Source organism: Gardnerella sp. DNF00257, from assembly GCF_049262745.1.
Lineage (GTDB): Bacteria > Actinomycetota > Actinomycetes > Actinomycetales > Bifidobacteriaceae > Bifidobacterium > Bifidobacterium piotii.
On sequence record NZ_CP058403.1, the window covers coordinates 1,057,165 to 1,078,133 of the forward strand.

The 20,969-nt window shown below is 46.0% G+C and carries 14 protein-coding genes and 1 tRNA gene; 5 read left to right on the forward strand and 10 right to left on the reverse strand.

Annotation, left to right across the window (positions count from 1 at the left end; translation table 11 throughout):
• Positions 1 to 89 precede the first annotated feature (89 nt).
• Together HXT23_RS04035 and HXT23_RS04040 are read left to right on the forward strand one after the other, a co-directional pair.
• Positions 90 to 1,586, forward strand: coding sequence for a hydroxymethylglutaryl-CoA synthase family protein (locus tag HXT23_RS04035; protein WP_422112727.1), 1,497 nt, complete (start codon positions 90 to 92; stop codon positions 1,584 to 1,586).
• Positions 1,587 to 1,723: 137 nt separating this feature from the next.
• The gene (locus tag HXT23_RS04040) at positions 1,724 to 2,236 is read left to right on the forward strand and encodes a Panacea domain-containing protein (protein ID WP_016837430.1); all 513 of its coding nucleotides are present in this window, start codon (positions 1,724 to 1,726) and stop codon (positions 2,234 to 2,236) included.
• An 85-nt stretch (positions 2,237 to 2,321) separates the two neighbouring features.
• Here the strand turns inward: HXT23_RS04040 and HXT23_RS04045 are convergent.
• The 8 genes from HXT23_RS04045 to HXT23_RS04080 form a co-directional block, all read right to left on the reverse strand.
• Positions 2,322 to 2,406, reverse strand: a tRNA-Ser gene (locus tag HXT23_RS04045).
• 86 nt (positions 2,407 to 2,492) lie between these two features.
• Positions 2,493 to 3,254 (reverse strand): Bax inhibitor-1/YccA family protein, encoded by a 762-nt coding sequence (locus HXT23_RS04050; protein ID WP_422112728.1) that lies wholly within the window; start codon positions 3,252 to 3,254, stop codon positions 2,493 to 2,495.
• Between the two features lie 407 nt (positions 3,255 to 3,661).
• Positions 3,662 to 4,468 (reverse strand): GTP pyrophosphokinase, encoded by an 807-nt coding sequence (locus tag HXT23_RS04055; protein WP_128813751.1) that lies wholly within the window; start codon positions 4,466 to 4,468, stop codon positions 3,662 to 3,664.
• 309 nt (positions 4,469 to 4,777) lie between these two features.
• The gene (locus HXT23_RS04060; RefSeq protein WP_422112729.1) at positions 4,778 to 6,112 is read right to left on the reverse strand and encodes a hypothetical protein; all 1,335 of its coding nucleotides are present in this window, start codon (positions 6,110 to 6,112) and stop codon (positions 4,778 to 4,780) included.
• A gap of 308 nt (positions 6,113 to 6,420) precedes the next feature.
• Complete coding sequence (locus tag HXT23_RS04065) at positions 6,421 to 7,581, reverse strand: class C sortase (protein WP_422112730.1); 1,161 nt, start codon at positions 7,579 to 7,581, stop codon at positions 6,421 to 6,423.
• A gap of 296 nt (positions 7,582 to 7,877) precedes the next feature.
• A complete protein-coding gene (locus HXT23_RS04070; protein WP_422112731.1) occupies positions 7,878 to 9,611 on the reverse strand; it encodes a SpaH/EbpB family LPXTG-anchored major pilin in 1,734 nt (577 codons plus the stop codon).
• 303 nt (positions 9,612 to 9,914) lie between these two features.
• Complete coding sequence (locus HXT23_RS04075) at positions 9,915 to 15,224, reverse strand: Rib/alpha-like domain-containing protein (RefSeq protein ID WP_422112732.1); 5,310 nt, start codon at positions 15,222 to 15,224, stop codon at positions 9,915 to 9,917.
• A 1,234-nt stretch (positions 15,225 to 16,458) separates the two neighbouring features.
• On the reverse strand, positions 16,459 to 17,388 hold the full coding sequence (locus HXT23_RS04080; RefSeq protein ID WP_422112733.1) for an ORF6N domain-containing protein: 930 nt from the start codon (positions 17,386 to 17,388) through the stop codon (positions 16,459 to 16,461).
• Between the two features lie 370 nt (positions 17,389 to 17,758).
• On the opposite strand from HXT23_RS04080, the gene HXT23_RS04085 reads away from it, so the two are divergent.
• The 3 genes from HXT23_RS04085 to HXT23_RS04095 all read left to right on the forward strand — a co-directional run bounded on the left by HXT23_RS04085 (position 17,759) and on the right by HXT23_RS04095 (position 18,677).
• Positions 17,759 to 18,034, forward strand: coding sequence for a type II toxin-antitoxin system RelB/DinJ family antitoxin (locus HXT23_RS04085; RefSeq protein WP_004131892.1), 276 nt, complete (start codon positions 17,759 to 17,761; stop codon positions 18,032 to 18,034).
• A 22-nt stretch (positions 18,035 to 18,056) separates the two neighbouring features.
• Complete coding sequence (locus HXT23_RS04090) at positions 18,057 to 18,320, forward strand: Txe/YoeB family addiction module toxin (protein WP_101889791.1); 264 nt, start codon at positions 18,057 to 18,059, stop codon at positions 18,318 to 18,320.
• A 96-nt stretch (positions 18,321 to 18,416) separates the two neighbouring features.
• Entirely contained in the window at positions 18,417 to 18,677 is a 261-nt protein-coding gene (locus tag HXT23_RS04095; protein ID WP_422112734.1) for a DUF6725 family protein, read from the forward strand.
• A gap of 83 nt (positions 18,678 to 18,760) precedes the next feature.
• Here HXT23_RS04095 and HXT23_RS04100 read toward each other — a convergent pair whose 3' ends face one another.
• Both HXT23_RS04100 and HXT23_RS04105 read right to left on the reverse strand, forming a co-directional pair.
• Positions 18,761 to 19,600 carry a ParA family protein gene (locus HXT23_RS04100; protein WP_115756814.1) on the reverse strand — a complete coding sequence of 280 codons (840 nt, stop codon included), beginning with the start codon at positions 19,598 to 19,600 and terminating at the stop codon, positions 18,761 to 18,763.
• Between the two features lie 63 nt (positions 19,601 to 19,663).
• Positions 19,664 to 20,797, reverse strand: coding sequence for a site-specific tyrosine recombinase (locus HXT23_RS04105; RefSeq protein WP_422112735.1), 1,134 nt, complete (start codon positions 20,795 to 20,797; stop codon positions 19,664 to 19,666).
• Between the last annotated feature and the right edge of the window lie 172 nt (positions 20,798 to 20,969).

The following is a 20,969-nucleotide window of genomic DNA, read 5'->3' on the forward strand; positions in this document are numbered from 1 at the left end:
CCGTAAAATTTACACCACTAAAATCGCACTTAAAAAATTTACACCACTAAAATTACACTTAAAAAATCGCACTTAAAAAATAGGAAACCATGAGCAATACTTCACAAAACGCACCAGGCAACACGCCACAAAACAACACACCGAATTCCACTCACAACACGCCAAACGACACGCACACCACACCCCAAATTCCGCCAAAAGTTGGCATCGACCGCATAACTTTCGCAACCCCAAATTGCTACCTAAGCATGCGCGACCTTGCGATTGCGCGCGGAATCGACCCAAACAAATTCACAATTGGAATCGGCCAAAGCCAGCAAGCAGTGCCGCCAAATCATCAAGATATCGTAACGCTTGGCGCTCAAGCTGCGCTGCCACTGATGCCGTACATCGACAGTAACCGCCTCAAAATGGTGATCGTTGGCACAGAAAGCGGCGTCGACGCCAGCAAATCCAGCGCGCTCTACATTCACAAACTGCTGAACCTTAGCGCTTGGGTGCGATGCGTGGAAGTAAAAGAGGCGTGTTATGGCGGAACTGCGGCGCTTATGATGGCTCGTGATTACGTTTTGGCGCACTCTGGTGCGCAAGTTTTGGTGATTGCTGCAGACATTGCGCGCTACGGCGTTGGCACTCCTGGCGAGGTGACGCAAGGCGCTGGTGCTGTGGCGATGCTTGTAAGCGAGAATCCGCGCGTGTTGCAAATCAACAACGACAGCGTTGTAAAATCGGCGGAAATCCAGGATTTTTGGCGGCCCGTATATCAAAGCACGGCTTTGGCGCGCGGAAAGTTTTCAACCGAGCAATACATTCGCATGTTTTGCGACGTGTGGCAGCGATACAGTGCGGAAAACGCCTGCAATTTCAACGATTTTGAGGCGATTTGCTTCCATCTTCCGTACACAAAAATGGGGCTTAAGGCGCTTCGAGCTGGGTTGGAGGAAAATTCTGGCGCGCCGCACGCATGTGATGGCGTTTTACACACAAATGACGGCGTGTTGCCTGAAAATGACAACGCGTCCCTTACAAGCGATACTCGCGAACGTCTTCTTGCGCGATACCAAGACAGCACACAATACAGTCGTCGAATCGGTAATATTTACACTGGCTCACTCTATTTAGGCTTAATTTCTTTACTTGATTACGATTATTTTAGGAATTCTTGCGATTCTGCGATTGATGACGATTCATCAGAATCTACTGGCGATTCATCAGAGTCTGCTTGCGATTCATCAACGGTTGCTTGCGACTTATCTTCCGCAACGCACACAAACGAATCACCGACGCGCCTGTCTCCCCTACTCCCAGGTCAAAAAATCGGCTTATTCTCTTACGGTTCAGGCGCTGTAGCAGAATTCTTTAGCGCAACACTTGTTCCAGGATGGCGAAGCGCGCTGTTTTCCAATCAGCACATAAAAACATTAAACAATCGCACGCAATTAACCGTTTCGCAATACGAGGAGATGTTCAACAGCGCAGCGCCTTATTCTCCACAAGATTTTGTAAGCAGCCAGAAAAATCGAAGTGGCGCGCGATTCGTGCTTGACTCCATCACATCTCAAGAGCGCAACTATCGTTCTATCTAGTCTATCCGCATTTTGTAGCTCTAAACAGTGCGATACGTACCCCGTATATTGCGTTTTTCTTGTAATATTAACGAGGTATTCTGTAAAATATATTTTACTCTTGTGCGCATAATAAGTTTGTTGAAAGGAGATTGAATATGAAAGCTTTAGATATAGCATCAATTTTTATTGATCGATATGGGAAAACGCTAGCATTGACAAATCTCACTTTGAATAAGCTAGTATATTTTGCGCAGGTGGAATCGTTGCGTAATAATCCTGAGCGCCCATTATTTACGGATGAGATTCAAGCTTGGGAATATGGCCCCATAGAGCCTAGCGTTTATAACGAATTTAAGCAGTTTGGCAGGAATTGTATTTTTAATGCGCCTAATCACGAAACTAACCAGTATGCTGATCGCATTGTAGATACTGTTGTTGAAAAATATGCTTGGATGAATGCATTTGATTTAATAAATTATACTCATCGCGCTGGTGGTGCGTGGCACAATGTGTATGATGCTTTGCACAATAAACCGATTCTTATACATGATATTCTTCAGTCGTCAGATGTTGGTTCATATCCTGCTAGGAAAAATACGTTTATTAGTGCTGTGGATGCTGTAAAAAAACAGTATCCTAATACTTTACGTATTCTTGGTGATGCATGAGCCAGTATGATGCTCTATGATAGACCAAAAGATTTAATAGCTTAACACAAAAGTGGCTTGAACTTTTATTCAAGCCACTTACTCGCGGATGAGGCGAGATTCGAACTCGCGGTAGGTTTCCCTACAACGGTTTTCAAGACCGTCTCCTTAGACCGCTCGGACACCCATCCATGTGTGCTCGCTGCGCAATATGCGCATCAATCACACAAGCGAATAGCCTACCATAATCCCTAGGAAAAAACGCGCAGGCTCGCACCTAGTCGCGCCTATTTCCCAGCAACTCCAGCAAGTACACAAACATGTTGATGAAGTCCAAATAAAGATTAAATGCGCAAATAATCGAAACACGCTTAATCATTTCTGGCTGATTAGCATACGCTTCAAAAATCGCACGCGTTTTTTGTGCATCGTAAGCCGTAAGACCTGCAAAAATCAACACCGCAATCGCAGCAATAAATCGCATAGTTCCAGCGCTTGGAGCAACGAACATAAGAATTACCTGGCTCACGCACAAAACCAACAAAGCCACCATAAGAATCGGGCCAGCCTTAAGCATATTCACTTTTGTAGTAAGCGCAAGCATTGTAAGACACAGGAAGAATCCAGCAGTTAAAGCCAAAACCATTGCAATAGAGCCTAGGCTAAACACAGTAAAGATCGTGCTAAGTGTAAAGCCTGTAAGTGCCGCATACGCATAGAACATTGCACGAGCAGCAAAAACGCTCATTTTCATAACGCGCATTCCAAGTACAACAGCAAGCACCACTTGCGCAATAATAATGCCAAAGAAGCCGAACCTACCAGTAGCATACAAATAAGAGTAAAGAGCACCCGTGCTTTGCGTAAACATTGCAACAAGCGTTGTAACTATTAAGCCAACGGTCATCTCTGCGTAAACGCGACGCACACTCACTCGCTCCGCCTGCTCGCGCACATAAGTAGCCTGCGAGTCTACAATTGTTGTGTTTTGCGCAAAATCGCCAGCATAATTGCCGTTAAAATTTCCAAAATCTCCCATATATCCTCCTAAATCCTTATAAACATTATAAAGCCCTATAAATCCTTAAGTATCTAATTATAGTACATTTGTACAACTATGCGTGTCGTGCTACAAAAAGCGGAAATGTAGGTCGTGTCGTTCGCGCAGATTAGCTGCGCTCACGTCTTCGCCGCCGTAGAAGCACACCGTGCTTCTACGCTAAGCGGCTCAGCGAGTCGAGGTGATTTCTCGCGCATTATGCAGCTCGAAATCGTCGACTCGCACGCGGTCTAAGCGCGCGAACGTCTTCGCCGCACGTAAAGTCCACTGGACTTTACGTTTAAGCGGCTCAGCGAGTCGAGGTGATTTCTCGCGCATTATGCAGCTCGAAATCGTCGACTCGCACGCGCTTTAAGCGAAAAGGCAGGTCGTCGCGCATTAGATTGCTACGACTCAGGCGCATCCTCCACGCGCGGCGCACCATTAATATCGCGATGAATCCCCTGCATCTTCGCCTCAATTGCCTGCAAATTCTGCGCGCACTCAAGCAGCGTCTTAGAATGCTCCGCCAACTTTGCGTCTGGCAAATCCGCCTTATAACGCAACGCGTGCTCCAAACTCGCCCAATAATCCATTGCAATTGTGCGGAATTGCACCTCAACAGGCGTGTAATGCGCACCCGACGACAAAAACACTGGCACAGCGTAAATCACATGCAAACTGCGGTACCCATTCGGCTTTGGGTTTTTAATGTAGTCCTTAACTTGCAGCACCTGAATATCCGTTTGCTTGGAAAGGTATTGCGCAACCGCGTACACGTCATCACGATAGTTGCAAATCACGCGGATTCCAGCCACGTCGAACAGGTTGTCGCGAATCGAACGCGTTGATATGCTTAGGTTTCTGCGGCGCAGCTTCTCAAAAATCGAGTGCACGGATTTTAGTCGCCGCTCCATGTGATGCACTGGGTTGTGCGAAAATCGCACCTGAAACTCGCCGTCCAAAATCTCCAGCTTCGTGCTGATTTCGTACATCGCGCCTTCGTACACTTGCATCATGTTTACGAATTCGTCCATTTGCTCGGGCGGAAGATGCGGCGTTTCGCTTTTTATAGGTGATTTTTGCGCGGACTTTTCGTCGGCGGTTGCTTGCGACTTTTCCGCAGCAGCGTCTGGCGACCCACCATCGCCAGCCCCTTGCAAGCTGGCGTAAAGTTCGGCCAAATTTAAACGATTATGACGATCAAGTATCACGTCTTTTTATTTTACTCGCAATTTTGCTATAAGTCTGATAATCGCCTGGGAATATGCACAAGCGACAACATATAGTGCGATTGCGCGACGACCTTCCTTCGCGCTTAAAGAGTAGCGCGCGAACGACTTTCCGCACTTTGTACCAAATTTGACCTAAATCACGTACAAAACGCGGAAAAGATTGACGCACTTTGTACCAAAATCCGCCTAAAACACGTACAAAAAGCGGAACACAACTCCGCACTTTGTACCACATTTGACCCAAAACACGTACAAAACGCGGAAAAGATTAATCGAGAATGTTGTAAATCACGCAACGGCCACAGGAACTCCCGCCGAAAGCAGCTTCTTCTTAAACTCAATCGGATTCAAAATATCGCAATAATCAAATCGCACAATCCTAACAACTCCGCAATCCATAAGCCACCGCTCTCTATTGCGTTCCTTCCTAACTGCATCACGATTATATCTATATAAGTTATTTGTGCTGAAGTTGTTGATATTTTCAACACTTCCATCAAAATCCTCAGTACGCAAGTCGCAAGCAACCGAGCGGCTATCAAGCAAAGTTCTATCTTCAATCAAATATTTATCAGTGCCATCAAACTCTCCAACAATAATTTTTCCGTTAACTTTCCACATAAAATCTGCGCGATATGGACTATGTGGATGATTCGGGTTCGGAAACTCGTGCTGCAATTCTGGCTCCACAAAACCAAGCTCAAGCATTATCGCCCGCGCAAGTGACTCTCCGCCGTTCTCACTCTTAGGGTTCGCATAGTTTACCAAAGTCTCCATTCGCGACAAAACATCAAATTCATCGGTGCCAAGAAAATTTGGATTGTTAATAGGCGAATAATTTACACCATAAAAATCCGCGTTTTTTGGATTCTGAACACTGTTCAAGAACTGCGGCGTATCGCTACAACAATCCATGGAGCCGTAAAATTTACGACAAACATGCAAAATTTTGTTAAGATCTTCACCTTTTCGAGCAGCAGAATCGAAAGTTGCTAGCGACTCGGCGAACGCCCCCTTCCAAGCGCACACGTAGAGAACGTTGTAAATGCTGGCAACATGACTAATAGCAAGTTCTTCATCAGTCGCAATATGCCCAAATGACGATGCTGTCAAAAAATTCGTATTTTTTACTGTGCCGCTATTAGCGCTTGTGCCCTTGCCAATAATTGTGCCGTTGCTCACATTTTTATGTCTATTTTTAGTAAAATCATCTAGCCTTATACCAGATTCATCTTCTATTATGTTTGGCAGTTTTAGTCGGCTATATTTGTGTCTAAATGCACTTCGCACCGATTTTTTCCGCTCTAAATCAGATTTTTTCTTGTTCGAAGCAAATTTTTCTGCATAACTAGACGACACGTATATTTCTGTAAGAGAATGATGTATGTAAGGCAAGTGAACCACCTCCAACCCCAGGAGCACGGCGGCAGTTTCGCCAGTAAAATTCCACTTTTTTATCTTTATCTTGTTTGTAAGAGTGACTGCAATACGCTTAACTTTATCTTTGTACAGCAATTGATCCCAGTGATCACGAATAGCGTAGAAGCCGTAATATGGCTCGACTAATTTTCCTGATTCTAAGCAGCGTCGCAAGTCTGTTCGAGAATTGCTTTGAGAAGCCATAAGACATGACTTAGAATTCTCTGACTCAATAAGTTTTTTAAATAATTTATCGGGTATGCCGTTAATATTTATTTTCTTTGACATATGTTGATAATAAATAACGTTGTTTTTGTATGTAAAGAATTTTTTATCAATGTGGTTAAAGGCTATAAAACGTTGAAAAATCAGGAAAAGCGACGCACTTTGTACCACATTTGACCCAAAACACGTACAAAAAGCGGAAAAACTGACGCACTTTGTACCAAATTTGACCCGAATTACGTACAAAAAGCGGAAGTATCGCTCGCGCGCGGCCCACGCGCCGCGCATCACTTTGTGCGCAGTTTAACCACGCCACGCCCAACCCATAGTATGTGCTTGCCGCGAATATCCCACTTGCGCCGCCTCTTACCAGCCGCCGCCGTAATCATCATGGAAAGAATCGCCGCCGAGAAAATCATCGCTATAACAAACAGCGTCATCCAAAGCGGCCACTGCACATGGTCCTCTGGCGCCGCAACTGGGTCTGGCAGCACGCGGTAGCCAGTCACCAAAAGCCTATGCGAGTTAATTCCGTACGGCGTGCACGTAAGCAGCGTTGCCAAATCGCGCCCAGGCTCGCGCTGCAGCAGGCTTATGTCGTGCGGATCCACCACGTTTATGCGAAACACCTTGTATCGCAAGGTCTCGCCTTGCACGTCTAGGTAAAAGTAGTCGCCTTTTTTAAGGTCGGTTAGCGAGTCGAACATGGTTGCGTTCGGCAAGCCCGTATGCGCGGTGATCACGGTGTGTCGCCCCTTGCCGCCCACTGGCAAATCCGTGCCGTACAAGTGCCCCGCGCCTCGCGCCAGCGTCTCTTGCAGCGTGCCGTGGTAAATCGGCAGCTTTACGCCAATCTTTGGAATTTTTACAATGCCAATAATGCCCATCGGCTCCTCAAGCGTTTTAAGGTAGCGCTTGTAGCCAGGCGTGTTGACTATGCTTTCCTGGCCGTCGCCGCCGTACGGGTCTCGCGTGAGCATGTCTTTGCGCGTTGCGTTGTAGCGCTTTGCTGCGCGAATGTGCGCGCGCCGCACGTCGCCAGCCTGGTCGTGGTTGTACTTATCGTACGCGGTGGAAATCTCCTTGGAAACGTGATTGTTCCACAGCGTTGAGCACACAGGGTAGCTAAAGCACAGAATGCCTGCAAGAACCAGAGCAATCGGCTCTATAATGCGCATCAGTGCGCTTTTCTTTTTAGTTATTTTTTTAGTTGTTTTTTTAGTTTTAAGTGTATTTTGGTTTATATTTTGGTTTATTTTTTGGCTTGAGATTGAGCGTGGAGTTTGCTCTTCGGAAGCTTCCGACTTTTCCGCTAGCAAACCACTCGCACCAGCCACACTGCTCGTGCTAACCACACTGGAGGTACGCTTCGCCTTATTCTTAAACAATTTAGCAACCGCGCGCTCACTCAACGAGTGGCACCAATTGCTAATATCGGCTAGCTTCATAACTCCTCCAAGCTCAAGCTATTCAATGAAATAACTCCGCACTTTGTACCACATTTGACCAAAATCACGTACAAAAAGCGGAAAAACTGACGCACTTTGTACCAAATTTGACCTAAATCACGTACAAACTCGGGAAAGATTAGAGCACTTTGTACCAGAACACGCCAGCGTAGAAACAAAATGCTCAACGCATTTTGTTTTAAGCGCTGCAGCGTGTCTTCTGGTACAAAGTGCCTAAATCTTTTGCATGATTAAACCAAACGCCACCTAATCCAGCGTTGGCTAATCACACACAATCACGCAGCCTGCTCTTCTTCCTTCTTGCGATTCTTAAGGAATACGAACATACCAGAGCCAACAAGACCGAGGCCAATAAGCGCAAAGATAATCACGCCTGCAGCACCAGTCTCTGGAAGGTTGAACCAGTTCTTGCCGCTTCCATCAGGGCCACCGTTTGGAAGATCCTTGAAGGTGTAGGTGAAGGTTTGCGTTCCAGTGTCATACCCTGCACCAGTATTATTTGCAGTAACTTCCTCAACCTTTGGAGACAAAGCAAAGCCTTCTGGAGCAGCGGTTTCTACAACGTAGAATGTCTGTCCAGCCTTAACTTCAAAAGCACCAGTCAAACCAGTGCCGTCAGCAGTGCCGTTTGTTGCACCTTCAAGGCCATCAGCAACAGTGGTACCAGTTTTATAACCCTTAGTAGCCTTGTTCTTGCAGTTAGCCTCAGTACGAGCCTTATCCGCTACGCAATTATCAGCATCCGTCTTATTAGCAAAGACAGCAAACTTAGCGCCCTTAAGACCTTCAGTCTCTTTAACTGCGTTAACCTTCTTAATCTGGAACTTAACAAGCGTTACCTTTGCGTCTGGGCCTGGATCTGGAGGATTGACTGGTTCTGGAGTCGTACCATTCTTGCCGTGGCCTGGCTGATATCCATACTTGTTGTAGAAGCCATCGGCGCCCGCTGGAGCATCTGGCGCAAGCTTGAACACAAGCTTAACAGTCAACTTTGGAAGCTTGGTCTTGTCTTTAGCATCCTTAAGAGCGGTAGCAATAGCAGCAAGACCATCATCAGTAAACTTTACCGTAATGCGCTTACGGGTTACAGTGCCGCCGTTCTTATCAACATCACTATCAGCAACACTAACCGTGTAGTCCTTTGCAGGAATAGTAGTATCGCCAATCTTGACTTCCTTAACCAAAGCCTTAGCATTTGTGTCCGTTAGATCAGCAGTCACATCAGAATACGCGCTAATCAACGCATCATCCCACACGGCAAAGCCCTGGAAATCATCCTTGGTGTATGAATCAGGCGGGACTTCACTTGTTGTAGTAACATCCGTGGTAATGGTGTATGGAATCTCATCGCCAGCACCAACCATGCCCGCGGTGTCGGCCGTCTTTTTGATAGCATCCTTAGTGGACTTGTTCTTTGGCTCAACGCTTACATCGTACGTGTAGGTGTTATCCTTGTTGGTGTTTGTGCGAGTTACTTGCGGAATTGTCATGAAGAATGGCCTAGCAAGAACAGCATATCCAGGCGCAGCTTTGGTTTCTTCAACCTTGTAAAGGCCGATAGCAAGGTCAGGGAACTTTGCTTCGCCTAGCGTAGTGCCATCTTGACCATCACCAGTTTTCTTAGTTGTACCTTTTTGTTCAAGAGTGAGTTTAGCTTCAGACTCCTTGCCGCTGTTCACTTTTTCAACGATTCCAGCAACCTTCATCCAGTCGTCGTACTTTTTAAGATCAATAGCTGCACCATTAATATGAGTTACCTTTTTAACAGTGAACTCTGCGCCAGCAACTTTGTCTTTCTTTTCCTGGTTGCCATCTTTATTCAGCGCATACTTGTACTTGGTAATGGTAATGGAACCTTTTTGCTCACCAATATTTGCAGCCCATGGAGCAGGCTTTGCATCAGCCGCCCAAGCGGAGCTGCCAGCAACCACGGCGCCAGCAACGCACAGCGTGCCAGCCATCGCGAGCGAGGCCACCGCGGCCACGCACTGCTTTGTTATCTTATTCATAATTTCTCCTTGTTTGTTTTGTTCTTGCGAACACTTTGAGAGATATATGTTATGTTTTGTGTTTATATTAACTAGTTTCGTCAACCAACTTCCGCCAACCAACTTTCGTCAACCAACTTCCGCCAACTAACTTCCGCCAATCGCAGCTTGCAACCAGCATCCGCAGTTAAGCCAACTTCCGCCAGCCAACTTTGCAATTAACTTGCACTAGCTAATCTGTTTAGTTATCATTTTCAGTTTTGATTGAGCACAATCATGCGCCCAAACCCTCCCGCAGGTTTTACGCTGCAGAAAATATCTTCATCAGCATCGCCACCTTTCGGTTATCCACCATTCGATGCGCAGCATTACGCCGCCACACCACTCGGCAGTTTTGCGGATAAAAGATTTGATTACAGGGGCAGGTTCTGCGTGGTCGCAAGCCGCCGCACCTACAGCTCGATTAGCCGCTGCACCGCGCACCCCACCGCGCAACGCCTTACGCAACAACGACTTACGCAGCAACGCCTCAAGCATCGCGCGCCCCCACTTGGTCTGGTCAAGGAAGAACCCAGCCGCCATGGCGCCCGTGCCAATCACGCACACAACGCTCATCAGCATGTTCCAGTTCACGCAATCTTCGCCGCCCGTCTTTGGCAGGTTAAACGGCTCCACAACCTTAACTGGGAAGAACTTTGCGGCGTAGTCAATGCCCTTCGTTCCTTTAAACTTCATAGCGCTAACAATATCGCTGCCACTCGGAACGCTAATCGTAGTTCCATAGTTCATAGCAGCTTTATATTCACCCAAAGCATCTAGCTTCAACGCAAACACTGCGCAATAGTACTTTCCAGTATCCGTAGGCGCTTTAGTGTTTGAAATAAATCCGCGCGAGCGCTCCATAGTTCCGCCAGTGTTGTCGAAAAGCAAAGGGTTCTTTATTACATCAGTATCGCAGGCATCGCCATTTTTTGCACCACTCTTACGGCAAGTTTCTTGTTCCTTGAACTTCGCATGCCCCCACACCTTCTGTTTATCGCCGCCATTCAGATTAAAGAAGAGTTTATCGAGATTTTCGCTCCAAACTTGAGGCTTGTTGCTGCCCTTAGCAGGACTGTTCGCATCCCTGCACAACGTTCTTAGCGTAATACCTTTGCGCTTGGCCGTAGACCACGAGTCAACACCAAGGTCGTGCAGCAATCCGATTCCGCGCATAACAGTAACGCCAACCTTGCTGTCAACATCTGCAATGTTATCTGTGGAGTCAACTTGGCCATTATTGGTATCGGAATTATACACACTATGGTCAAAATACTTGTAAACGTTAACATGCAAATCGTTGTTACCAATAGCTGGTCTAGTAACCTTCACCTTTGCATAGATAGGGTGATCCTTGTTGATGGAGCCTTCGCCGTCCGAAGTAGAGCCGTCTGGGTAGTGCACAACAACCTCGGCCAAGTAATCGTCAGCGTCTTGCCACTTATCTGGGCGGAAGGTGACGGAGCCTTTGCCAGTGGCGTCCGCGCTGGCTTGCTGCTTCTTGCCATCTTTCAACTCTGGCTTGCCGTCTTTCATCTTAACGTTGTCTTCGCCATCCTCGAAGTTCGCCCAAGGCAAACTTTTGACTTTCAAGTCTGTAATATCGCCAGCCTTAACAAAGCGCTTAATCTCATACCAAGTGCCTTTAGGCAGAGCGCCTTCCTTAACGTTTTGCAAGTCGTAATCAGGAACGCCGTTAGCGTTAACGTCATTCTTCCCGCTAGCGTCCTTAACCTTCTTCTTGCTTTGCGGCGCACCCGAGCTTATATCAGCCTTGTGATTATTAAGATTCTTGTCAAAAGTACTACCAGCCTGAATTTCTGGAATCTTCGTATAAGTAGGGTTATACAGCTGATTGTCGTTATGAATACGCACATAGAATGTGTCGATTTTGTAGCCCTGGCCGTCTGTGCCGTATGGATTACCCTTAGCGTTCAGCACGCTTGGAGCTGGATCTTCGTTCTTCTTAGACTTGAGTTTAGCCTCAACAGCCTTCTCAAACGCCGCAGACTTATCGTCACCCCTTATAACGTAGACCTTGCACTGGTAGTCTCCAGTCTTCTGCGCCTTTCCGCCAAAGAAGCCGCGGGTGCGCTCAGAAGTATTATTACTATTGCCGCCAGGAACCCAATCGTCATACAGCAAGTCATCAGGCTTGCAGTTGTTACGATCTTTGATACACGACTTTTGCTGATTGAAAGTAGCATGTCCCCAAATCGTTTGCTTCTTAAACCTTAAGCCGTCTTTTTCGATATCTTTCGCATTCTTAGCTTTACTATCAACATGACCAGGCAGAGTGTTGTAAGTATAGTCGCTATACTTGCCATCCTTGCCCTTCTTGGAGCAGATTACGTGCTGATGAAGTTTGCCAACAGACTTAGTCATCCACGAGTCGAAGGTTGCATCGTTAGGTAACGACTCGCCTACTTTAAGGTCGTAACCATTGCCCATATACGCATTAGGGTAATTCTTATACAACGTAAGGCCGAACTGATTATGAGCGTCGTCGCGCGTAACATTCACCTTTGCATACACAGGGTGCTTGTAGTTAATAGATTCTGGCTGATCCGTAGATGTGCCGTCTGGGTAGTGCACAACAACCTCGGCCCAATACTCGTCCTTATCCTGCCACTTATCTGGGCGGAATGTTACGGCGCCGTATTCGCGAGTTGACTTAGGGTCTTTATCTTTTGCCTCGTTCTTGCCATCTGCCTTATTGTCTTCGCCGCCTTCAAAGTTAGCCCAAGGGTACGTTTTTGCCTTACTATTATTTGCGTCTGCGCTCTTAATCAGCCTCTTAATCGTAAACCACGTGCCTTTTGGCAGGTCTTCTTTCTCAACAATGCCATCTTGATCTTCCTTTGGAACGCCATTGCCGTCCTTAATGTTCTTTGGCTGCTTCGAAGAATTACCATTGTGCTCAAAATCGTCAAGCTTAAACTTACCAGCCTCAATAGTGCCAGTCTTCACGTAAGTAGGGTTGTACTTTTGGTTGTCTTTGAGCTTGATCTTAAAGTGGAAGGAGTCTACAGTCCACTCTGTGCCCCTAGTGGATGCAAAAGTGTTGCCAATATCAAAAGCAAAGCCATAGTTTGCGCCTTGCTTAACTAAGCCATCAAACGTTTTAAGCGCATCATTATATTGCTTCCCTGCTCCAGTGTGAGCCTCGTGGAACGCAAACACCTTGCACTCGTACTCGCCCGCTTTTTTAGGCGTGCCGCCAATCAGCGCGCGAGAACGCTCCATAGTGCTGCTGTTCCACTCTCCCTTAGAAAGGTATTGATTGCCATCTGTGCAGTTACCATTCGCACACTTAGGGTCATTGTCTCGAATCCACTGGCGGAAGCCCTGGAATTGCAAACCATCAACGTCGCCGCTTGGTGTGCCGCCCTTGCCACCATTAGGCGTTAGCAGCGTGTACGGAGCCTTAGGGTCATCCTTCCTATGGCACACAGCGCGGAAGGTAATAGGACCCTTTGCGTTAGTGGACCACGAATCCAGCACAATTCCGTCATCCTTGGCGCCTTCACCAATCGCCTGGCCTTTTGTAAGCTCACGCGGCTTTTGGCCATTCGCATTGTGGTAGTTAATATCGCCGCCAAATGCGTTATTATTTATGCTCTTGCCGTTAAGAAGCTTAAGATTCAAATCCTGCGGATTATTAGTAACCGTAAGGTCTTCTACCCTAACGGGGGCCGCAACAATAGTATCTTTATTGCCAGCATCTGGATCCCTAGACGTTGAACCATCTGGGTATGTAACGAGCACAGGCGTGCTGTTAGATTCGCCAGCATTCGACTTATCTGGAGTAAACGTCACCTTGCCATTACCAGTGTTGTCTTTACTAATACTAGACCATTTAAGCTTCTTAGGAGCATATGGGTATTTTTTGCTGTCGTAATCCTTAAGCTCAAACTTAGTTCCTTTAGGCAGCGGGCCGTCCATAATCCAATTCTTGCCATTCGATACGCTCTTAGGCTCCGCGCTTGTAGCAGTACCAACAGTGTAGTAACCGTTGCCTTGCTTTATGTTATGCACAACCGTTTCATCGTAATGCGGGTTGTAGATAGACGCTTGCGAGACAACCTTGATTTTGACTTGCTGATACTCATCCCAATGACCATCATCTCCACCATGAGCACACCAGTATGGATATATATTGCTATTCGGGTGATGAACTTTTAGCGTGAAAATTAGCTCGTGGCCAATATCCTTTTTGCGAGGATTATACTTTAGGACTCCAGTCCCCCTATCTACGCTAACGCAGCCTGGAGTGCTGCTTACATTACAACCACTATAATCAGAGCGACTAACACCATCTGGCACACTTTGAATCTCATACCTCATAGACGCCTTATCTGGCAAAGGCTTTATACCGTCTTCGCCAGGCAAATCGCTTATAGGTATGTTAGTGGTTGTTTCTCCAGGATGCTTTTTGAAGTGACCTTCTGAACCAGTCTTTCCTACCCATTCGCCAGTTTCAACATACGGCTTTAACTCGGCATTCGTGCCAAAAACGGTTACAGGAACATTGCTTATACCACCATACGCACTTGCGCCACTTTGATTCTTCAGCTTCTTTATATAATCTGGAAGCATTTTATTATCATATTTAGGGTATAACAAAGGCGTTTTTTCAACAGGATTAGTACCCATATCGTGCTCAATCTTATCTGGAATGCCGTCGCCATCGTAGTCAAGCGGACCCATAAAAGCCCATCTAGCATTTTCAGCTTCGCCACCAAGATTATCGGAGCCTAATGCATACTTATTAGGGATATATCCAGCTACAAAAGGTAACAATTCTGGATGTTTAACATCTGCATTGTATTTAGCCGTGATATGCCACTCATAACCGTGCAAACCTTCTCGTTCCCAAGACAATATCGCTGCAGAAAGCTTAGTCTTCCAGCTTCTAAATGTGCACATACCTGCGCCATTATTATCTTCATCACTACATTCACCAAGCTTATCTATACCAAAAGCTTGGTCAAATCCACTTGAAACCTTATTAGCGTCTGTACTGTACCAATTATCAGTGCCATAAAAATCAGAAAGTTTTAAGCCAACATCTGTTTTCGCCTTATTGCCACAAACTGTATCTCCTGGTTTTCCTCCCCATTTATTTGACCAATCTTTATTGTATAACCAGCATCCATATAGCTTAAAGTTCCTATCGGGCCTGTGCTTATTACCTGTACGCCTTCTATCTATAGAAATAGAATTAAGATCAATACCTTTTGGCAAAAAAATCATTGATAAAGGCTTACCTTTACCTTGAGCATCTCCTTCAATTCTATTATCCTTTTCAATACTTTGATATTCCTTAGACTCCTTCATAAGACTTACAGTCCAAGTAATTGTTCTGTTCGTCTTATCTATGGTTGCATTAGGAAGAGAAATTGAATTGTATGCATACCATGCTGGATGATACGTATTCCCATTCTCTGAGTATTTATTAGCATCACCATTACCAACAGCGTAGCCAGTGCCCATTCCATCCCACCAAACCTGTGGATATGGATTTGTAAAGTAACTTCCTCTATCTCCAGACGCAATACCCTTTGCCTTATTCACTGGCGGAAGAATGAGCATTGCAAGGAGCGTGGCGGCGGCGAGGAACATTGCTAGAAGCGCGCGTAGTAGGGTGCGGGCTGAACGTGTGGTGCGCGCTGCGGTGGCAGAAGTGGCAGCGCAAGACTCTGCGCCACCCTTATTCCAAGCAAAAGCGCGCAACGCAAGACGCCCCACGCGTGATGCGAATCCACGTAACCCTGCTGGCAACATAGTCTACTCACCTTTCCTGGCACCGCGAATATCGTGGCAACCCCCAACACGCTGCATGAATCCATTCCATGCGGCTTGTTCCTCTTTATTCTTAGTTACTGCTCTTCGCTCTTGCTTGCTCATGCGTTCGCGCGCAACGCCCAAAACGGGCAGAGTACCAGACAAATCCAATACTCAAAGGGCGTTAAGCACAATGTGCCGAACGCTCCAACCAGTACCCGAACAAAGCAGATACTCCCACTGCCCAACGCAGCATAAACGTCCAGCAATCACTCAACGCGGCGCTAAATGCGGCGGTTAACCCGGGGGTTAACTCGCGCGCAAAAACAAGATAGCAAAGCGCAGCTTTAACTAAAGCCATTAGCAATGATACCCCCCCCCCCATAATGAATTGCAAGAAAAATAGACTTTAACAGAACTTTAAGGAAAAGTTTTTATAATGATTGGCTTTTGCAAAAAAATCTATTGAATACGCGATAATAACCGAATAGTTTTATGTAGTAGGTGAAGTGTTTTGTGTAACCCGCGTGTCGCAAAACCACAAGATGTTGTGGTTTGGGTGCGCGCGAACCACAAGCCTCTGACCACAAGCGCGAGCAAATCGTAAGGCTAAAGCCAGTGCCCGAGCGCAAACGCACTACATAACTCCGCATTTTGTACGTGATTTAGGTTGATTTTGGTACAAAGTGCGGAAGATTTTTCCGCGTTTTGTACGTAATTTGGGTCAAATATGGTACAAAGTGCGGAAAGGCAGGCCCTGTCGTTCGCGCGCTACGCTCTAAGCGCAAAGGTAGGTCGGAGCGCAAACACACTACATCAAAGCGCGAAGACAGGTCGTAGCGCACATTTGGAGCAAAACACTAGAACATTATAAAACCCTAAAACTCTAACTCAGGATTCTTTAACAACTCATCAAACATCGCATTATACAAACGCAAAGGCAGATCTTGTCGCTCGCGCGTTACAGCGCGCTCACGTCTTCGCCGCGCAGAAGCAGTGCTTCTGCCTTGAGCGGCTCAGCGCTCCGAATTACCTTTTCGCGCTACGCTCTAAGCGAAAAGGCAGGTCGGAGCGCACAAAGATAAACAGCCTCATCGTCTGTTCCATAATCTATAGCCACATACCTATCGTGATACTTCCTACCAGCAATCTTAAACTTCAAATCAACACCAGGATAATCGCTTACAAAATCATGCAACATACTTTCCGTAAGCATATTCTTATTCCTAGCATTATCACTAAAAACTACAATTTCAACCCCTTCACTGGCAAACCGCAATAGCTCCAACGTTTTAAGACCAATATAATTATCTACAACATAAATGCTTTTCTTAGCTGACTTATATATTTTGCAATACGCAAGATCCGCTTCTATTTTGTTACCGTCCATAAGAAGAAAATGTTTATACGAATCTGGATTAATAAAATTATCCATTACTTTATTAAAATCTTCCTTCGTTGCCATTTGAGATTTTATTTCCGCTATATCTTTAGTATTCTGGTTTGTTTGAATCGCAAGCTGCGCTAACTCGTTCGCGCCAATAAAATCCTTATTTTCAACAATATAATCCTTCATTTGCTTAAAGGTTCTAATAAGCGCTTTCGACTGCATTGTGGCAAGTTCGCCTCTTAACACTGTCATAAGCATATAAATACCTTGCTCAGTAAAAGCATATGGAAGCTTTCTGCGACCACCCCAACTTGATGTAGAATTTTTTGACATCAAGTTTTTGAACTCATCAGCGGTTAACTGAAACATAAAGTCGTTATCAAACTTTTCTATGTTATTTTTTACTTGTTGATTGAACGCTCTTGTACTGTATCCATATATCTCAGCTAAATCCACATCAAGCATGACTTTTTGATTGCGAATGTTATAAATTTTTTCTTTTATCGTTTTAGCGTCTATTATCATTCCAACAGACGCGTTTTTAGATTCCGCAATCGTTAAATTTTTATTCCCATCTACCATAAGACCCTCCTAAAAATGTACGTAAAACCTAGCGCCATGCAACAAAAACTACACTTCTGACACAAAACCCATAAATCACAAGCAAAATTACAAAATCAATCACAAGCCACAAAACATCTAACAACTAGCAAAACTAGCATGCATCAGCGCATAAATATAATTCTACAAAACAAGAGGATTTACCGAAAATGTTGCGCAAAACCACAAAATCAACAACAAAAAGCGGAAAGGTCGTCGCGCACGCGTTACTGAAAATCATCAACAATTGATTGCATAATTAATGACATTTACGTTACATAATATATAATTATCGTATACATTTATGCAAAAGTATAAAACTCTACACTAAAACATAAGACTAGGAACCAAGATGACTACAGCAACAACAGACGTAGTAAACGTAAACTTTCGCGCAAAGAAAGAAGACAAACTCAACGCAGAACGAGTTTGCAAAGAACTCGGAATCTCTATGAGCGCCGCGCTGAACGTGTTTATCAAAACGATTGGTCGCGAAAAGAGAATACCGTTAGATTTTTCGCTAGACCCATTTTACTCGCCGTCAAATCAGGCATATTTGAAATCGCAGATTGATGGCGTTAAAAATGGCACCATAAAGCTCGAAGAACACAATTTAATCATGGATTAGATTAAACCTTAGGATTCAAACAATGAGAAAAATTGCTTGGACTCCAGACGCTTGGAGTGACTATCTCTATTGGGAAAGCGATAATAAAACTCGTAAAAAGCTTAACAATATTATTAAAGAGATTATGCGGAATCCAATCGACGGAAAAGGTAAACCCGAACTACTTAAAGGAAACTATTCTGGTTGTTGGAGTAGACGAGTAAGCGATAAAGATAGAATCGTATACTCGTTTACAGATGACACGATTATAATTTATGCATGCAAAGGCCACTACGACGATAAATAACGCGAAGACGCAAATAACACGGAAGGCAGCACTACGATTAGCTTAATTAGGCGGCAGATTCTGCCAGAGTTTATACCAGTTGGCGCGCGAATTGTTGTGCGAACGTACAAAATCGCGCAATTAGGCGGCGGCGAAAGATTGCAAGCAACCGACAGCAGCGCACAAGCAACCAATGGCAGCGCACAAAAAATCGAGTATCACGACGCGATTGGTCACGTAATCAGCTGGGACGGCGAAACATTGCATCTTATGCGCGACGCGGCAGCAAACGGAAGTCGACCCGAGCAAGAAATGTTCATCAACGCGCGCACAATCGTGCGATTAAAGCCCGTGCCCGAGCGCAAACGCACTACATAACTCCGCATTTTGTACGTGATTTAGGTTGATTTTGGTACAAAGTGCGGAAAGGCAGATCCTGTCGTTAGCGCGGTCTAAGCGCACTATTCAACAACGCCGTTAGAAATCAGCTCGCGCGCAACCTCGCGATACTCCTTAGCAGTCTTATGCTCAGGAGCAAAAATCGTAATCGGAACCGCCGCAACAGTAGAATCTGGCAGCTTAATCGAACGCGAAATCACAGAATGCAACACGCGCCCCTGGAAAGCCTCATAAATCCTTTGCAAAACCTCTTCGCTGTGCAAAGTGCGCGTAAACATGGTAACGAGCACGCCAAACACTTGCAAATCTGGGTTAATTCTGTGCTGCACTTTTTCAATCGACTGCATAAGCAGCGCCACGCCTCTAAGCGCAAAGAACTCCGCAGCAACAGGAATAATCACACCATCCGCCGCTGTAAGCGCGTTTACAGTGAGCAAGCCAAGCGAAGGCTGGCAATCAATAATAATAACGTCGTACTCGTTACGAACTTTGCGCAACACGCCAGCCAAAATCTGCTCGCGACCAACCTCGGTAACAAGCTGAACCTCTGCAGCCGAAAGATCGATGTTTGCAGGCATAACGTCAATGTTTTCTGTGGCTGTGCTACGAATCACATCGTGCACGTCTACAGAAGAATCAAAAAGCGCCGTGTAAACCGTGTTGTCAAGCGCGTTCGCATTAATCCCAAGCCCCACCGTTGCAGCGCCTTGCGGATCGAAGTCAACAATTAAAACTCGCCTACCGTATTGACTCAGCGCACCAGCGATATTGATGGAGCTGGTAGTTTTACCAACGCCACCCTTCTGGTTACACATAGCAATAATGCGCGCAGGACCGTGCGTTGTAAGCGCATCGGGCGCGCGGAAAGTCTCATATTCGCGTCCAAGTAAATCAGTAGGCATACGCTCCAGTTTAGCAAAAGGTATGTTCAGTGGATTTGCGCGATGCTGCGGCGAATAAAACACCTACCTTGCGCGCGGATGACTCATCACATACGCCTCCATAAGCGCGTCTGGACTTATATGCGTGTAAATCTGCGTTGTTGTAACAGACGCATGCCCAAGCAGCTCCTGCACAGTGCGCACGTCGGCGCCGCCCGAAATCAAATGCGTTGCAAAGGAGTGTCGAAGCGTGTGCGGATGCAATTCTTTGCCGATTTTTGCCATCTTACCAGCGCGCGAAATCGCCTCCCACGCGGATTGGCGAGACAGCGATTTGCCGCGTTTGTTGAGGAAAATCATGTGAGAATTTGCGGATTTTGATGATGCGTTTGATGAGTTTAAGGATGATTTTGATGATGAGTTTGAGGCGGTGCTGGCGGAAGCTTCCGACTTTTGCGCGCGGCTTGCAAGAATCGGCCTAGCTTTATCTAAATAATCGCGCAACGCACGAACCGCACACTTTCCAATCGGCACAAGCCTCTGCTTTTGCCCCTTGCCGCTAAGCCGCACAACTGATTCCGCCAAATCAATGTCCTCGAATTTTAGGCCAACCGCCTCGCTCACGCGCGCACCAGTCGCGTACAAAAATTCCACAAGCGCGCGGTCTCGAAGCGAGACGGCATCCGTGCTACCAAATCCGCCAGCCGCATCGATTACGCGCTCCACTTCGCTAATGCTGAGCACGTCTGGAAGATGCTCAGACTGCTTTGGCGCTTTGACTTCTGCAGAAGGGTCGCTTGCGATTTGCGCGTTGGAAAGCATGAATTTGTTCCACTCGTGGATGCTTGCGATTCGCCGCGCAATCGTGCGAGGCCCTAACCTTTGCGCTGCCATTGCTTGTGATGACATTGCTTGTGATGACATTGCGCGCACGTATTCTTCAATATCTAGTTGCGTGATTTTGTTAACATCGTTGATTTTTCGGGCTTCGCGCAGCCAGTTCGTGTATTTTGTAAGATCCGACTCGTAAGCTTCAACGGTTTTTGGCGAAAGCCCGCGCTCCACGCTTATGTGGTTTAGAAACTGCTGGATTTTTGGGGAAAATGGCGATTGATGCGGTTGATTTGCATGCGATTTATGCGATTGATTAGTGCTCGGTTGATGCGGTTTCTGCGATTGGCTCGATTGGCTCATGCTCGGCTGTTGCGATTCGGTCATATGTCAATTATATGCCGCTCGAATCGACGACTTCGAATTGCACAATGCTTGATCAATTTTCCGCGTTTTGTACCATTTTTTGGTCAAAATTGGTACAAAAAGCGGAGGGGTTTTCCGGAGTTTGTACGCGATTTAGGTCAAAATTGGTACAAAAAGCGGAAAGACAGGTCGG

What these genes read in the sequence shown, in the direction of transcription:
- HXT23_RS04035 (WP_422112727.1), top strand. Translation starts at nt 90, where the DNA reads ATGAGCAATACTTCACAAAACGCACCAGGCAACACGCCACAAAACAAC.
- HXT23_RS04040 (WP_016837430.1), top strand. Translation starts at nt 1,724, where the DNA reads ATGAAAGCTTTAGATATAGCATCAATTTTTATTGATCGATATGGGAAA.
- HXT23_RS04050 (WP_422112728.1), bottom strand. Translation starts at nt 3,254, where the DNA reads ATGGGAGATTTTGGAAATTTTAACGGCAATTATGCTGGCGATTTTGCG.
- HXT23_RS04060 (WP_422112729.1), bottom strand. Translation starts at nt 6,112, where the DNA reads ATGGCTTCTCAAAGCAATTCTCGAACAGACTTGCGACGCTGCTTAGAA.
- HXT23_RS04065 (WP_422112730.1), bottom strand. Translation starts at nt 7,581, where the DNA reads ATGAAGCTAGCCGATATTAGCAATTGGTGCCACTCGTTGAGTGAGCGC.
- HXT23_RS04070 (WP_422112731.1), bottom strand. Translation starts at nt 9,611, where the DNA reads ATGAATAAGATAACAAAGCAGTGCGTGGCCGCGGTGGCCTCGCTCGCG.
- HXT23_RS04075 (WP_422112732.1), bottom strand. Translation starts at nt 15,224, where the DNA reads ATGCTCATTCTTCCGCCAGTGAATAAGGCAAAGGGTATTGCGTCTGGA.
- HXT23_RS04080 (WP_422112733.1), bottom strand. Translation starts at nt 17,388, where the DNA reads ATGGTAGATGGGAATAAAAATTTAACGATTGCGGAATCTAAAAACGCG.
- HXT23_RS04085 (WP_004131892.1), top strand. Translation starts at nt 17,759, where the DNA reads ATGACTACAGCAACAACAGACGTAGTAAACGTAAACTTTCGCGCAAAG.
- HXT23_RS04090 (WP_101889791.1), top strand. Translation starts at nt 18,057, where the DNA reads ATGAGAAAAATTGCTTGGACTCCAGACGCTTGGAGTGACTATCTCTAT.
- HXT23_RS04100 (WP_115756814.1), bottom strand. Translation starts at nt 19,600, where the DNA reads ATGCCTACTGATTTACTTGGACGCGAATATGAGACTTTCCGCGCGCCC.
- HXT23_RS04105 (WP_422112735.1), bottom strand. Translation starts at nt 20,797, where the DNA reads ATGACCGAATCGCAACAGCCGAGCATGAGCCAATCGAGCCAATCGCAG.